The organism is Desulfovibrio sp. SGI.102, assembly GCF_050314315.1.
In the GTDB taxonomy this organism is placed as follows: domain Bacteria; phylum Desulfobacterota; class Desulfovibrionia; order Desulfovibrionales; family Desulfovibrionaceae; genus Desulfovibrio.
Genome location: NZ_JBNPNC010000024.1, coordinates 25,831 through 39,427, shown reverse-complemented (window position 1 = coordinate 39,427; position 13,597 = coordinate 25,831). Strand labels below are relative to the sequence as shown.

The window sequence follows — 13,597 nt, the reverse complement described above, 5'->3', positions numbered from 1 at the left end:
TCAAGAGCCAATATTTTTTTCGTACGGCCATCCTGCGATGGAACGTTTTTCCCCTTGGCGCAAGCGCTGACAAGGACAGGGAATTGTGGCATGGTCGCGGCATGAAGACTGCAAAGCATTTCACGACCATCGACCAGATCTGGGAACACCTGGACGGCCTTGGTTTCTTCCACATGGACCTGAGCCTGACGCGCATGGAGACCGCCCTCTCCCGCCTGGGCCTTTCCCGCCCGCCCTTTGTGGTGGCCCAGATCGTGGGCACCAACGGCAAGGGCTCCACGTCCGCCTTTCTGGACAGCCTGTCCCGCGCCCACGGCTGCCGCACCGGGCTCTATACCTCGCCGCACTTCCTTTCCCCCTGCGAGCGCATCCGCATCGACGGCGTCCCCCTGCAAGAAGACCTGTGGCCCGGGCTGGCCACGGAAGTCTACGCGGCGCGACCGGACCTGACCTATTTCGAATTCCTGACCGTGCTGGCCATACTGGCCTTTGCCCGTCAGGGCGTGCAGCTGGCCGTCATGGAGGCCGGGCTGGGCGGCGCCCATGACGCCACCACGGCCCTGGCCAGCGACCTGACCTGCTTCGCGCCCGTGGCCATGGATCATGCCGCCATCCTGGGCCCCACCCTGCGAGACATCGCCCTGGACAAATGCGGTGCCATCCGCCCCCGCGTGCCGGTGGTCAGCGCGCCCCAGTTCCCCGCTGCCGAAGAAGTCCTGCGCCGTCAGGCCGAACGGCTGGCCGCTCCCCTGCACATCGTCGAGCCCCTGCCGGGCAACATGCCGCTGGGGCTGGCCGGGCCGCACCAGCGCATCAATGCCGCCGTGGCCCTGCACGCCTGGCAGGCCCTGGCCCCGCGCCTGCATGTGACGCCGCGGCCCGATGCCGTGGCTCGGGGACTGGCCCGGGCCTTCGTGCCCGGCCGTTTGCAGTCCGTGCCCGCCACGGACCAGCATCCGCCCCTGCTGCTGGACGGCGCCCACAATGCCCACGGCATGGCCGCCCTGCTGGCCCATGTGCGCCAGTCCGGCCTGCGCCCGCGCGCGGCCATCTATTCCTGCCTGGGCGACAAGGACTGGCACCCGGCCCTGATGCTGCTCAAGCGGGCCCTGGGTGACGCGCCGCTCTTCATCCCGGCCCTGCACAACGAGCGCGCCGCCGACGCCGCCCAGGTGGTGGCCGCCGCCAACGCTGCGGCCCCGGCCCATGCCACCCTGCTGCCCGACGTGCGCAACGCCCTGGATGCCGTGCGCGACCTGCCCGGCGACGACAGGGCCCCGGTCATCATCAGCGGGTCCCTGTACATGCTGGCGGAATTTTACGGCCTCTACCCCCATCTGCTGGAACAGCCCGCCTCCGCCCGGGGCGCCAAGGAGGACGCATGAACCACCTTTTCCGTGCCCTGCCGTCCATGGACGCCAGTCTGGATGCCCTGCTGACGGCGGACAAGGCCCTGCACGACCTGCCCCGCCCCCTGCTGCGCGAGGCCGTCACGGATTTCTGGGACAGCCGCCGCGACGACATCCGCGCCGGCCGCGTACAGGATGTCGCCGAACTGGCCCTGGAGGCCTGTCTGCCCGAGCTGCTGGCCTTCGCCCGCCGCAAGACGGCGCCGCGCCTGCGTAATGTCATCAACGGCACCGGCGTGGTCATCCATACCAACATGGGACGTTCCGTGCTGGCCCGGAGTGCCCAGGAGGCCGTGCGCCGGGTCATCTCCGGCTACTGCAACCTGGAGCTCGACCTGCACAGCGGCGGACGCGGCAGCCGCTACGTCATCATCGACGAGCTGCTCCAGCGCCTGACCGGCGCCGAGGCCGCCATGGTGGTCAACAACAACGCCGCCGCCGTCCTGCTGGTGCTGGATACCTTCTGCAAGGGCGGCGAGGTCATCGTCTCGCGCGGGGAACTGGTGGAGATCGGCGGCAGCTTCCGCATCCCGGAAGTGATGGAAAAAAGCGGCGTCCGCCTGCGCGAAGTGGGCGCCACCAACCGCTGCCACCTGCACGACTACGCCGCGGCCATCAACGAAGACACCCGCGCCCTCATGCGCGTACACACCTCCAACTACCGCATCGTGGGCTTCCATTCCGCCGTGCCCCTGCCCGATCTGGCGGCCCTGGCCCGGGAACACGGCCTGCCCGTCATCGAGGATCTGGGCAGCGGTTCCTTCATGGACTTTTCTTCCGTGGGCCTGCCCAACGAACCTACGGTGCCCGAAGTGGTGGCCGGAGGCGCCGACGTGGTGACCTTCTCCGGCGACAAGGTGCTGGGGGGCCCGCAATGCGGCCTCATCGTGGGCAGCCGGGAGCGCATCGAGGCCCTGAAAAAGAATCCCCTCACCCGCGCCCTGCGCTGCGACAAGCTGACCATGGCCGCGCTGGAAGCCACCCTGCGCCTTTATTGCGAGCCCGAACGCGCCCGCCGCGAGATCCCGACCCTGCGCGACATCTGCCGGGACCCCAAAGACCTGGCCCGTGCCGCCCGCTCGCTGGCCGCCCGGCTGCGCCGCGCCCTGGGCCCAGCCTGCCGCATCAGCCTGCGCCCGGATGTTTCCCGCGTGGGCGGCGGCGCCTTCCCGGAACGCGACCTGCCCACCACCCTGGTCTGCCTGGAGCCCGCCGCCATGAGCGCCACGGCCCTCAAGCAGGCCCTGCTGGATACCACGCCGCCGGTGCTGGGCCGTCTGGAAGAAAGGAGCTTCTGCCTCGACCCGCGCACGATCCTGCCCGAAGACCTGCCGCGCCTGACGGCCCTGCTCAAACGGCTGCTGGCCGGCTAGAGCATATTTCCGCCCGCACCCCGCTCCACAGCGCCATGCGGGCCATGCTTCCCGGCCATGCACCGGCCGGAGCATCACGCCCTGCCGCGGCTGCCGGACCTCCGGCCAGCCGGGCACCGGCTCCATGAAAAGGCAGCCGCAGTACCGCTGCCTAAAGGATACTGGATATGAAAAAAGCAGAAACGCCTTCCCTCACCTACAGTCCCCGCAATGCCTGGGACGTGTACACCACCGCCACCCAGAAGCGCCAGATGGACGCTCTGGTCAAGCGGTACATGGATTTCCTCAGCAATTGCAAGACCGAGCGCGAGACCGTGGCTTATGTGCAGAAACGCCTGCAGGAAGCCGGGTTCAGCGAGGACTTCAAAAAGAACACCGTGTTCCGCAACCTGCGCGGCAAGGCCATCTTTGCCGCCCGCAAGGGCAAGATCCCGCTGCAGAAGGGCGTGCACCTCATCGCCGCCCATGCCGACAGCCCCCGTCTGGACTTCAAGCAGCGTCCGCTGGTCGAGCAGCCCGGTGTGGCTCAGGCCAAGACCCACTATTACGGCGGCATCCGCAAGTACCAGTGGCTGGCCCGTCCTCTGGCCCTGCACGGCGTGGTGGTGCTGGAAAACGGCAAGAGCATCAGCGTGGCCATCGGTGAAAAGGCGGGTGAGCCCGTCTTCACCATCGCCGACCTGCTGCCCCATCTGGCCCGCAAGCAAAACAGCCAGACCCTGGCCGAAGTCTTTGACGGCGAAAAGCTGAACATCATCCTCGGCCACAGCCCGTCCCCCACCGCCGCCAAGAACAAGGACATCAAGGAGCCCATCAAGCAGCACGTGCTGGAGCTGCTCAACGCCAAGTACGGCATCCGCGAGGAAGACCTCGTCACCGCCGAACTCCAGGTCGTGCCCGCGGGCCCCGCCACCTATGTGGGCTTCGACAAGGGGCTGGTGGGCGGCTACGGCCAGGATGACCGCATCTGCGTCTTCACCGCCCTGGAGGCCCTGCTCAACGCCAAGAACACCAACCGCCTCTGCCCCAACATGGCCGTCATGTTCTGGGACAAGGAAGAGATCGGTTCCGACGGTGCCACCGGCGCGGCCTCCCGCTTCCTGCAGTACTGCTTCGAAGACCTGGCACGCGCCTGGGCCCCGGGCATCCCTGTCTCGCAGGTGCTGCTCAACACCCGCGCCCTGTCCGCCGACGTGGACGCCGCCTTCGACCCCGACTTCCCCGAAGTGCACGAAAAGCAGAACGCCGCCCAGCTGGGCCACGGCCCCGTCTGCTCCAAATACTCCGGCTCCGGCGGCAAATACGGTGCCAGCGACGCCGATGCCGAGTTTTACGGCTATGTGCGCGGCCTGTTCAACGCCCGCAACATTCCCTGGCAGCCCGCCGAACTGGGCAAGGTGGACGTGGGCGGCGGCGGTACCGTGGCCCTCTTCCTGGCCGCCTACGGCATGCAGGTCATCGACTGCGGCCCGGCCCTCCTCTCCATGCACAGCCCCTTCGAGCTGGCCAGCTGCGTGGACATCCTTGCCACGGCCGAAGCCTATAAAGCCTTCCTCGAAGGTTAGTCCGCCGCTGCTGAAGCGGCATCATTGAGAGGGGGCGGGGACGTTTTTTGTAAAAACTGTCCCCGCCCCCTCTCAAACTCTCCCCCACCCCTGAAAAAACGTCCCTTTGGTCGGCATGAAAAGTCTCCGTCGCTGTCTGGCGGGGAGGGACTTCCAGCCCCTGACCGGAGAAAAGACAATCTGTCATACTGCCATGTCTGTTGCCTGATCGAAGGGATTCTTGCGGCATGCCCGGCGGAAAGTAACACGCCGTCGTACATCGCCATATCCGGCAGTACGCTTTTTCTTGCATCTCGCACGCCTGCCTCGCGGCGTAGCAAAACTATCCGCCCTGTATTTTCTGTTTTCCGCCACCGGACACCCACTGACTAACGCCGCAAAAAACGAAAAGCGGACATCCTGAGGATGTCCGCTTTTCCATTGCCCGCCGGTCAGCGACAGAAAGTTTCCAGAAAGATCATATGAGCGGTTTTGGGGGAGGAGTGGGGAGCTCGATTTTTCCCGTCGGGAGCGACCGAAGGCGGCCCGCAGGGCCGTGCCCGTTGCGACGGAGGAAGCTACGGGCATCGACAGCAACGCAAAGGGGTTCCCCTCCCCTCGAAACAGCCTTTCCCCGCTCCCTACCGTGCCACCAGCACCCAGGCGGGGCCGGGGGCATCCAGATGGCTGGCCACGTAATTGGCGCGTTCGGAACCGCCGCAGAACAGGTCGATGCGCCGCTGCTTGATGGCACCGCCCACGTCCTGGGCAAAGCCGATGCCGCGCAGAGGCAGACTGCCGTATTTCTCATCCGGCACGTTGACGCCAAAGGCCACCACGGCCCCCAGCGGGATATAGCTGCGGTCCACGGCCAGGGAGAGCCATTCGTCCACCACATGGCCCATGGCGCCGGTGGGACCGCGGCTGCCGTAGCGGAAAAAGACGTAGCTGGGGTTCTCGTTGAGGATCTCGCGCACGCGCTGGGGATTGTCCTTGAACCACTGACGCTGCTCGAAGATGTCGCCGCGCTTGAGCAGGCCCTTCTCGCGCATGATGCGGCCCGAGCTCTTGTATTTGTGGCCGTTCTGGCCCGCATAGTTGATGAAGGCCTCGGTACCGTCATCGAAGACCAGACGGCCGGAGCCCTGGATCTCCAGGAAGAAGACGTCCACGGGGTCAGCGGCCCAGGCCAGTTCCAGCCCCCGACCGGCCAGCAGCTGCTGCTCTTCGATCTGGCGGCGGGTATAGTAACGCCCCTTGTGGCGGCGCTTGTACTGCTTCATGTCCGGCGGCAGGGCGTAGATGGCCTGCTCGTAGCCGGACTTGCGGGTACGGCTGGCCTTGACGCGAGGCTCATAGTAACCGGAATAGGCGATACCGGAGGGGACCTCCACCCACTGGAAGTTCTGGAGGAAGAGCTGCGGTTCGGCATCCAGACGGGGCAGCAGCTCCTGCAGGCGCAGCAGGGTGCGTTCCATGTCGCCCCAGGTCAGGCGCAGGCCGGGACGGTCGATGGCCACGGCCCCGGCGGGCTTGCTCTTGACATAGCGCAGGGATTTCCGCACCGTAGGCGCCATCTCGCGCCACGACTGCAGGTCCTGGTTCCGGGGCGCAAGATGCTCCGTGAAGAATTCGGGCGATTCAAAGCCCACGGCGGGCCCTTTGGGGATCAGGTATTCCTCGTGCGTCTGCCGCGACCCGCAGCCGGACAGCGCCAGGGCGGCCAGCAGCACGGCGCACAGCGCCAGACGCGGGAGCCCCTTCCCCACACGCAAAGGAGTTTTCTGATGCATGACGATTTTCCTTCCCCGGCCATCTGGTTCACCCACCGGATCTCCTACGGTGAAACAGATACCATGGGCGTTCTGTATTATGCGGAGTATCTCCACATCTTCGAGAGGGCGCGCAGCGAATTCATCCGCGCCTGCGGCATGAGCTACCGTGATGTGGAGGAAAAGGACATCATCCTGCCCGTCCGCGAGGCCCAGTGCCGTTACCGTTCCCCGGCCCGCTATGACGATCTGGTGCAGGTCCACACGGCCATCAGCGAATGGGGCCGCGCGTCCATGCGCTTTGTATACGAGATGTGGAACGAGGACAAGACGCGCCTGCTGGCCACGGGCAGCACCCAGCACGCCCTGGTGAACCGTCAGGGACGTCCTGTGGCCGTGCCGGACTGGCTGCGCGATCTTCTGGGCAACCTGAAATAGCGGCGGCCTGACAGCCGAACACGAAAAAAGCCGGGGACATCCCGGCTTTTTTTATGGCATTGGAAAAATTTTTCACAACATTTTTTATTATTTTCTGCCGTGTGCCCATCCGCACGCCACGGCAGGGACGCGGAGGACTCGTACCGGGCACGGATTTTCAGGCTCCCGGGGAGGTGCCTGTCCCCATTCTTGCACAAGCAGCCATCTATTTTGTCTTTCCGGGCGCAGATGTCAAGTTGAGCAAAAAAGTTGGGGCACTTCCCTTTTTGGCCATGTCGGGCTATGGTTTTATTACTACCGTGTGAAAGGTCGCACGTTGCCCTCGTAAATCCGGCGGCCCCGGGCTCGCCATATCGCTTACTAAGGGAGTTTTAGCATGTCCAACCCCGTGGATACCCAACGTACTTACGCACTTGTAGGCACCGGCGGCTGCGGCAAAACGTCGCTGGCCGAGATGCTCCTCTTCAATAGCGGCGCTCTGACCCGCATGGGCGCCATCGAAGACGGTACCACCTGCCTCGACTATGAACCGGAAGAAGTACGTCGTCGCGGCTCCATCCAGCCTGCGGTGGCTACCTGCCTCTGGAACAAGAATCGCCACTTCATGCTTGATATCCCGGGTGACGGAAACTTTACCGGCGACATGGAATGCCTGCTCAAGGGCGTGGACGGCGTCGTCTTCGTGCTTGACGCCGTGGATGGCGTGCGCCCCCTGACCAAAAAATTCTGGAACCTCACCCGCGCCGAAAACCTGCCCGCCATCTTCGTCATCAACAAGATGGATCGCGACCGCGCCGACTTCCAGATGGCCTTCGACGGCCTGTCCACCCTGGGTGTCAAGGCTGTGGCGCTGCAGGTGCCCATCCGTGAAGGCGAGGCCTTTACCGGCTATGTGGACGTGCTGACCGGCAAGGCCTACACCTTTGGCGCTGACGGCGCTGTCAGCGAATGCGATGTGCCCGCCGATGTGGCCGACGACGTGAGCCTGCTCCACGACCTGACCGTGGAAAACATCGCCGAAAGCGATGAAGAGCTCATGGAAAAATACCTGGAAGAAGGCAGCCTGTCTCTGGAAGACCTGCAGATCGGTCTGCGCAAGGGTACCGTGGCCGGTGAGCTCTGCCCCGTGCTGGTCTGCTCTTCCCTGGAAAACAAGGGTGGCGTGGCCGTGCTGGAAGCCATCCAGGCCCTGCTGCCCGCCGCTTCCGAGCGCCCCGCCTTCGTGGACGCCCTGGGCCAGGAACGCAAGCCCGATCCCGACGCCCCCGTGGCCGGTTTCGTCTTCAAGACCCTGGCCGACCCCTTCTCCGGCCAGCTTTCGCTGGTGCGCATCCTCTCCGGCACCATCAATGGCGATGCCACCCTCAAGAACATGCGCAGCGGTGAAAACGAACGCCTGGGCAGCCTGCTCTTCCTGACCGGCAAGACCCAGACCCCCTGCAAGGAACCCGTGGGCCCCGGCGCCATCGTGGCCGTGGCCAAACTGAAGAACACCCGCACCGGCGACAGCCTGTGTGACGAAAAGCAGCCCTTTGCCCTGCCCATGCCCAAGCTGCCGCCGCAGCTCATCACCTACGCGCTGGCTCCCAAGGAAAAGGGCGATGAAGACAAGGTCTACTCCGCCATCCAGCGTCTGCTGGACGAAGACGTCACCCTGCGTCTGGCCCGCGACGAAGAAAACGGCGACATCCTGCTTTCCGGTATGGGCCAGCTGCACATCGAACTTTCGGTGGAAAAGGCAAAACGCCGCTTCAAGGTGGACATCATCCTCAAGACGCCCAAGGTGCCCTATCGTGAGACCGTGCGCGGCAAGGTGCAGGTGCAGGGCCGTCACAAGAAGCAGTCCGGCGGCCGCGGCCAGTTCGGTGACTGCTGGATCGAGATGGAAGGCCTGCCCCGCGGTTCCGGCTATGTCTTCGAAGACGCCATCGTGGGCGGCGTGATCCCCCGCCAGTACATCCCCGCCATCGACAAGGGCATCCAGGAAGCGGCCGCCCGCGGTTTCCTGGCCGGTTGTCAGGTGGTGGACTTCCGCGTCAAGGTCTACGACGGCAGCTACCACACCGTGGACTCCTCGGAAATGGCCTTCAAGGTGGCCGGCTCCCTGGCCTTCAAGAAAGCCATGGAAAGCCTCAAGCCCGTGCTGCTGGAACCCATCGTGCTGCTGACCGTCTCCGTGCCTGACGAATGCATGGGCGACGTCATCGGCGACCTTTCCTCGCGTCGTGGCAAGGTGCTGGGCTCCGACTCCGCCGCCGGTGTCACCGAGATCAAGGCCCACGTGCCCATGAGCGAAGTGCTGCGCTACGCTCCCGACCTGCGCTCCATGACGGCCGGTCAGGGCTTCTTCACCATGGAATTCGCCCACTATGAAGAAGCTCCCCAGCCTGTGGCCGACAAGGTCATCGCTGAACACCAGAAGGCCGTGGCCGGCGAATAAGCCGCAGCCTCTCTCCTGCTGATCAAGGGCCACCTGCTCCGTGCAGGTGGCCCTTTTTGTTTACGGACGACCTTCCACAGGTCCCATGCAGCGCACCGCTGTCCGGGCAGCAGAAATACGAAAAGAGCCACGCCATCCAGGCAGGATTCCTGCCCGTTCCAGAGCCGAAAACATCGTGACACAGCCCCGGGAGCGATGACCGCACCGTGTCCGGCAAAGCGCCCCCGGCATCCCCCCTGCCCTTCCCCGTATCAGGTGAGCCAGAGCTGCAGCAGCAATGGGCAGGGATAGGGCCTGACGGCACCGGCTGCCCCTTCCCGCAGGCAACAAAAAAGGGAGGTCATCCGCGGATGTCCTCCCTTCGCAAAAATCAGGCGTATCGTTTACAGGGAAAGCAGGCTGGGGGCCGCATGACGGGCCGCAGGGACCTTGCCTGCCAGGCTCATCTCGGGCCGGATGCCCGCATTGCGTTCGATGAGCTCCACAGCACGGGAGATCTGGCGGCCGACCCTGGACTCATTGGCGATCTCGCGTTCCAGGGACGTGATGCCCTTGATGACCGTGGAGTGACGGCGGTTGAAGCGCTCGCCGATCTCCTTGAGGGACATGTCCGTATGCTTGCGGGCCAGATAATAGATGGTATTGCGGGCCAGCACGTACTGCTGCTTGTGCGAACGGGATGCCAGCTGGCGTTCGTTGAGGCCGTAGCTCTCGCAGACCAGGCGCACGATGGAGGCGAAGTCCGGGCCACAGTCCACGGTGGCGTACTGCTGCAGCACTTCCAGCGCCAGCTCGGGATTGAGCCCGCAATTGAGCATGCGCGCCTTGAACACCAGACTTTTGAGGCAGGATTCCAGCTGGCGCACGTCGCCCTGCAGGCGCCCGGCCAGCAGATCACAGACCTCGTCAGGCAGCAGCACCTGAAAGCTCTTGGCTTTGCGCTCCAGGATATGGCGGCACATTTCCGTATCGGGCCGCTCCAGAGGCGACACGATGCCGGAGCAGAAATGGGAGACCAGCTGGCTGTCCAGTTTTTCCAGCTCGCGCGGAGAAAAGCTGCTGGTGAAGATGGCGCGGCCGCCGCGATCCTGCAGGCTCTTGATGACGGTCAGGACCATGTCCTGCATCTTTTCCTTGCCCTGGAGGAAATGCACGTCTTCCAGCAGGAGCACGTCCAGATCGCGCAGACGGGCGCGAAAGCTCTCCACATCATTGCTGCGCAGGGCAGCCACATAGCGCGACGCCAGATCCTCGGCGGAAAGGTAGGCCAGACGGGCCTGACCGCCCTGCTCCTGCACGGCACGGCCCACGGACTGCATGATGTGGGTCTTGCCCAGGCCGGAGGCCGAGCTGACGAACAGCGTCTCCACACAGCCGCCGTCATGGCAGATGTCCTTGGCCGCAGCTACGGCCATGGCGTTGCAGGGGCCGACCACGAAATCGTCGAAACTGAAGCGCCAGCGCTGACGGGTACGGGGGCGCAACGTGGGGGCAGGCAGAGGCAGGGAACACTGGCTGGGCTGCCAGAGGGGCTGGGACGGACGGGAAGGCGCCGTATGGAGAGGCGTTGCGGGCGCCTCATGCACGGGCTGCGCCACGGGCGCGGCGAGAGGAGCCGCAGCAACGGCGGCAGGGGCAGCGGGCGCGGCAGGAGCGGGAGCAGCACCCTGACAGGAGATACGGATATCGATGTTCTCCGGCGCCACCTGCAACACGGGCGCGGCAGCGGAGCGCAACGTATCCTGCATGCGGTCACGCAGCCAGCGGGCCACATATTCGCTGGGTGCGGCAAGGCACAGGCTGTTCCCCTCGATATGGGCATCCAGGGGATGGATCCACACCTTGAAGATACCGGGATTGAGGACACCCCTCAAATTTTCAGAGATCTTCTGCCACTGCTCTTGCATGCCTGTCATTGCCCGCCCATGAAAAATGCCGGTACGCGGGTCATGGTCAGCCATGCCCGCTCAAAAATGTCTCGCCCCGTTGGTGCTGTTGCGATGTCGCCGTCCGTCTTTCGGCGAAGCGCCCGCAAGGATGTAGTTTTTTCGCGTTGTTCTGTCAACATATGGCGAACGGGAAGACCAGGCCTTTCGCGCCTGCTGCCGCCATGCGGGCATCCCTGCCCTCTATCCTCTGTGGACGCTTGTGAGATTCTGCCTTTTTTTTCCCCATACTGCAAGCCGGAAGAGCCGCCATGAAAAAGAAAGGTCGTTGCCACCGGAATGACAACGACCTTGGGATCTTGCAGATATCGATGTTTACTTGAACTGCACGAAGTTCTTGAGCAGCCCCAGCAGTTCGTAACGCAGGGATTCATCCTGCAGGGCGAAGTAGATGTTGGCGCTCAGGAACTCGGCCCAGTCACCGGCATCGAAACGCATGCCGGCCATACGCACGGCCATCATGCCGCGGTCCTTGGCCATGGCCTGCAGGGCGTCGGTGAGCTGGATCTCGCCGCCGTGGCCCGGTTTGACCTTTTCCAGATAGTCGAAGATGTCCGGGGTCAGCACATAGCGCCCCACGATGGCCATGCGGGAAGGCGCGTCCTCGCGCTTGGGCTTTTCCACCATGTCCCGCACGCGGTACACGCCGGGGGCCACTTCCTCGCCATCGATGATGCCGTAACGGCTCACCTTTTCCCACGGCACTTCCATGACGCCGATGACGGGCATCTTTTCGGCCATGGCCACTTCGATGAGCTGGCCGATGCCGGGCACGCCGCTGAACATCAGGTCGTCGCCCACCATGACGGCAAAGGGCTCGTCGCCCACCAGTTCACGCGCGCACAGCACGGCATGGCCCAGGCCCAGCTGGCGCTTCTGGCGCACGGAAAGGATGTTGACCATCTCCGCCACGCGGCGCACTTCTTCCAGCTTGTCCAGCTTGCCGGAACGCTCCAGCAGGTCCTCGAGCTGAAGGTTGTGGTCGAAATGATCTTCGATGACGTTCTTGTCGCGGTTGGTGACGAAGATCACGTCCTTGATATGGGCACGCTGGGCCTCTTCCACAACGTACTGGATGACAGGCTTGTTGTAGATGGGCAGCATTTCCTTGGGAATATTCTTGGTTGCGGGCAAGGAACGGGTCCCCCAGCCGGCCACAGGGATAACAACCTTACGAATATCCTTCATGTTCTCCTCCATCATGGCACGCCCGTCACGGGCCGTACCTGGGACATGGTTCTTGACGAAAGTATGTCGCGGGTCTGCCGCGGCAGCTCCCGGAACGAATCAGCTCCTCCGGGGAGAGGACAAAAACTAGCGAAGTTCGCGGCTCACCACATCGGCCAGATCGCGCGCGTAGCGGACGACCTTGTCTTCATCTTCGGCCTCGACCATGACGCGGCACAGGGCCTCGGTGCCGGAGTAACGCAGCAGCACGCGGCCACGACCAGCCAGGGCCTTTTCCACATCGGCCACGGCCTTGCCGATGGCGGGGCGCTCCTCGAAGGGCAGCTTCTTTTCCACCCGCACGTTGATGAGCTTCTGGGGGAAGAGGTGCAGCAGGCCCGCCAGCTCGGACAGGGGCTTTTCCTTCTCGCGCACGATGCGCAGCAGCTGCAGGGCCGCCAGCAGACCGTCACCGGTGGTGCTGTACTGGCGGTAGATGAGGTGCCCGGACTGCTCGCCGCCCAGCATGGCGCCGGTCTTGCGCATGGCTTCCATGACGTAACGGTCGCCCACCTTGGTGCGCAGCAGCGTACCGGCGCGTTCCTTCATGAAGATCTCCAGCGCCAGGTTGCTCATGGCCGTAGCCACCAGCATGTTGCCGGGCAGTTCGCCCCGCTCCATCATGGCCTGGGCCCCCAGGGCCATGAGCTGGTCGCCGTCCAGGACATTGCCCTTTTCATCCACCACGATGAGGCGGTCGGCGTCGCCGTCCAGAGCCAGGCCCACGTCCGCGCGCACTTCGCGCACCTTGGCGGCCAGGGTCTCGGGATGCAGGGAACCGCAGTGGTCGTTGATATTGGTCCCGTTGGGGCTGGTCCCCAGGCGGAAGACTTCCGCCCCCAGTTCTTCCAGGGCCAGCGGGGCCACCTTATAGGCCGCACCGTTGGCGCAGTCGATGACGATGCGCAGGCCGGACAGGGTCAGATGGGCCGGGAAACAGCTCTTGGTGTACACTATGTAGCGGCCGCCGGCGTCTTCGATCTTGCTGGCGCGGCCGACCCGGTTGGAATCGGGATAGGGCCAGCGCATGTCGGGATCGAGCACCATGGCCGAGATCTCGTTCTCCACCTCGTCAGGCAGCTTGAAGCCGTCGGCGTCGAAGAATTTGATGCCGTTGTCCGAATAGGGGTTGTGCGAGGCGGAGATGACCACGCCCAGATCCGCCCGCATGTTGCGGGTCAGGAAAGAGATGGCGGGCGTGGGCAGCGGGCCGGTCATGATGACGTGCATGCCGGCGGCGCACAGGCCCGCCGTGAGGGCGGACTCGAACATGTAGCCGGACAGGCGGGTATCCTTGCCGATGACCACGCGGTGCTGGTGCGAGCCTTTGCGGAAGCGCACCCCGGCGGCCAGGCCCAGACGCAGGGCCACATCCACGGTCATGGGATAGATATTGACAGGGCCACGCAGGCCATCAGTGCCGAAAAGACGTTCTGCCATGTGTTCTC

Annotated in this window: 10 protein-coding genes; 6 read left to right on the top strand and 4 right to left on the bottom strand. The window is 64.4% G+C overall.

Annotated elements, in window-relative coordinates; all coding sequences use genetic code 11:
- The 3 genes from ACQRCJ_RS06965 to ACQRCJ_RS06955 all read left to right on the top strand — a co-directional run.
- A partial coding sequence (locus ACQRCJ_RS06965) for a bifunctional folylpolyglutamate synthase/dihydrofolate synthase (protein WP_427799527.1) occupies positions 1–1,385 on the top strand: 1,385 nt, incomplete at its 5' end.
- Positions 1,382–2,782, top strand: coding sequence for an L-seryl-tRNA(Sec) selenium transferase (gene selA, locus ACQRCJ_RS06960; protein ID WP_427799526.1), 1,401 nt, complete (start codon positions 1,382–1,384; stop codon positions 2,780–2,782). The genes ACQRCJ_RS06965 and selA, both read left to right, overlap by 4 nt.
- A 167-nt stretch (positions 2,783–2,949) precedes the next feature.
- Positions 2,950–4,347 carry an aminopeptidase gene (locus ACQRCJ_RS06955; RefSeq protein WP_427799525.1) on the top strand — a complete coding sequence of 466 codons (1,398 nt, stop codon included), beginning with the start codon at positions 2,950–2,952 and terminating at the stop codon, positions 4,345–4,347.
- Between the two features lie 620 nt (positions 4,348–4,967).
- Here ACQRCJ_RS06955 and ACQRCJ_RS06950 read toward each other — a convergent pair.
- Positions 4,968–6,119 carry an MltA domain-containing protein gene (locus ACQRCJ_RS06950; RefSeq protein WP_419009074.1) on the bottom strand — a complete coding sequence of 384 codons (1,152 nt, stop codon included), beginning with the start codon at positions 6,117–6,119 and terminating at the stop codon, positions 4,968–4,970.
- Between ACQRCJ_RS06950 and ACQRCJ_RS06945 the strand changes: the two genes are divergently transcribed.
- The 3 genes from ACQRCJ_RS06945 to ACQRCJ_RS06935 all read left to right on the top strand — a co-directional run bounded on the left by ACQRCJ_RS06945 (position 6,114) and on the right by ACQRCJ_RS06935 (position 8,976).
- A complete protein-coding gene (locus tag ACQRCJ_RS06945) occupies positions 6,114–6,536 on the top strand; it encodes an acyl-CoA thioesterase (RefSeq protein ID WP_168935673.1) in 423 nt (140 codons plus the stop codon). The two genes, ACQRCJ_RS06950 and ACQRCJ_RS06945, sit on opposite strands and share 6 nt — an antisense overlap.
- A 53-nt stretch (positions 6,537–6,589) precedes the next feature.
- On the top strand, positions 6,590–6,841 hold the full coding sequence (locus tag ACQRCJ_RS06940) for a hypothetical protein (RefSeq protein WP_168935672.1): 252 nt from the start codon (positions 6,590–6,592) through the stop codon (positions 6,839–6,841).
- A gap of 71 nt (positions 6,842–6,912) precedes the next feature.
- Entirely contained in the window at positions 6,913–8,976 is a 2,064-nt protein-coding gene (locus tag ACQRCJ_RS06935) for an elongation factor G (RefSeq protein ID WP_204626176.1), read from the top strand.
- Between the two features lie 383 nt (positions 8,977–9,359).
- Here the strand turns inward: ACQRCJ_RS06935 and ACQRCJ_RS06930 are convergent, their stop codons facing one another.
- The 3 genes from ACQRCJ_RS06930 to glmM form a co-directional block, all read right to left on the bottom strand.
- Positions 9,360–10,892, bottom strand: a complete 1,533-nt coding sequence (locus ACQRCJ_RS06930) for a DnaA ATPase domain-containing protein (protein ID WP_168935670.1) — start codon at positions 10,890–10,892, stop codon at positions 9,360–9,362.
- A gap of 345 nt (positions 10,893–11,237) precedes the next feature.
- Positions 11,238–12,110, bottom strand: a complete 873-nt coding sequence (galU, locus tag ACQRCJ_RS06925) for a UTP--glucose-1-phosphate uridylyltransferase GalU (RefSeq protein WP_168935669.1) — start codon at positions 12,108–12,110, stop codon at positions 11,238–11,240.
- 126 nt (positions 12,111–12,236) lie between these two features.
- The gene (glmM, locus tag ACQRCJ_RS06920) at positions 12,237–13,589 is read right to left on the bottom strand and encodes a phosphoglucosamine mutase (protein ID WP_168935668.1); all 1,353 of its coding nucleotides are present in this window, start codon (positions 13,587–13,589) and stop codon (positions 12,237–12,239) included.
- Between the last annotated feature and the right edge of the window lie 8 nt (positions 13,590–13,597).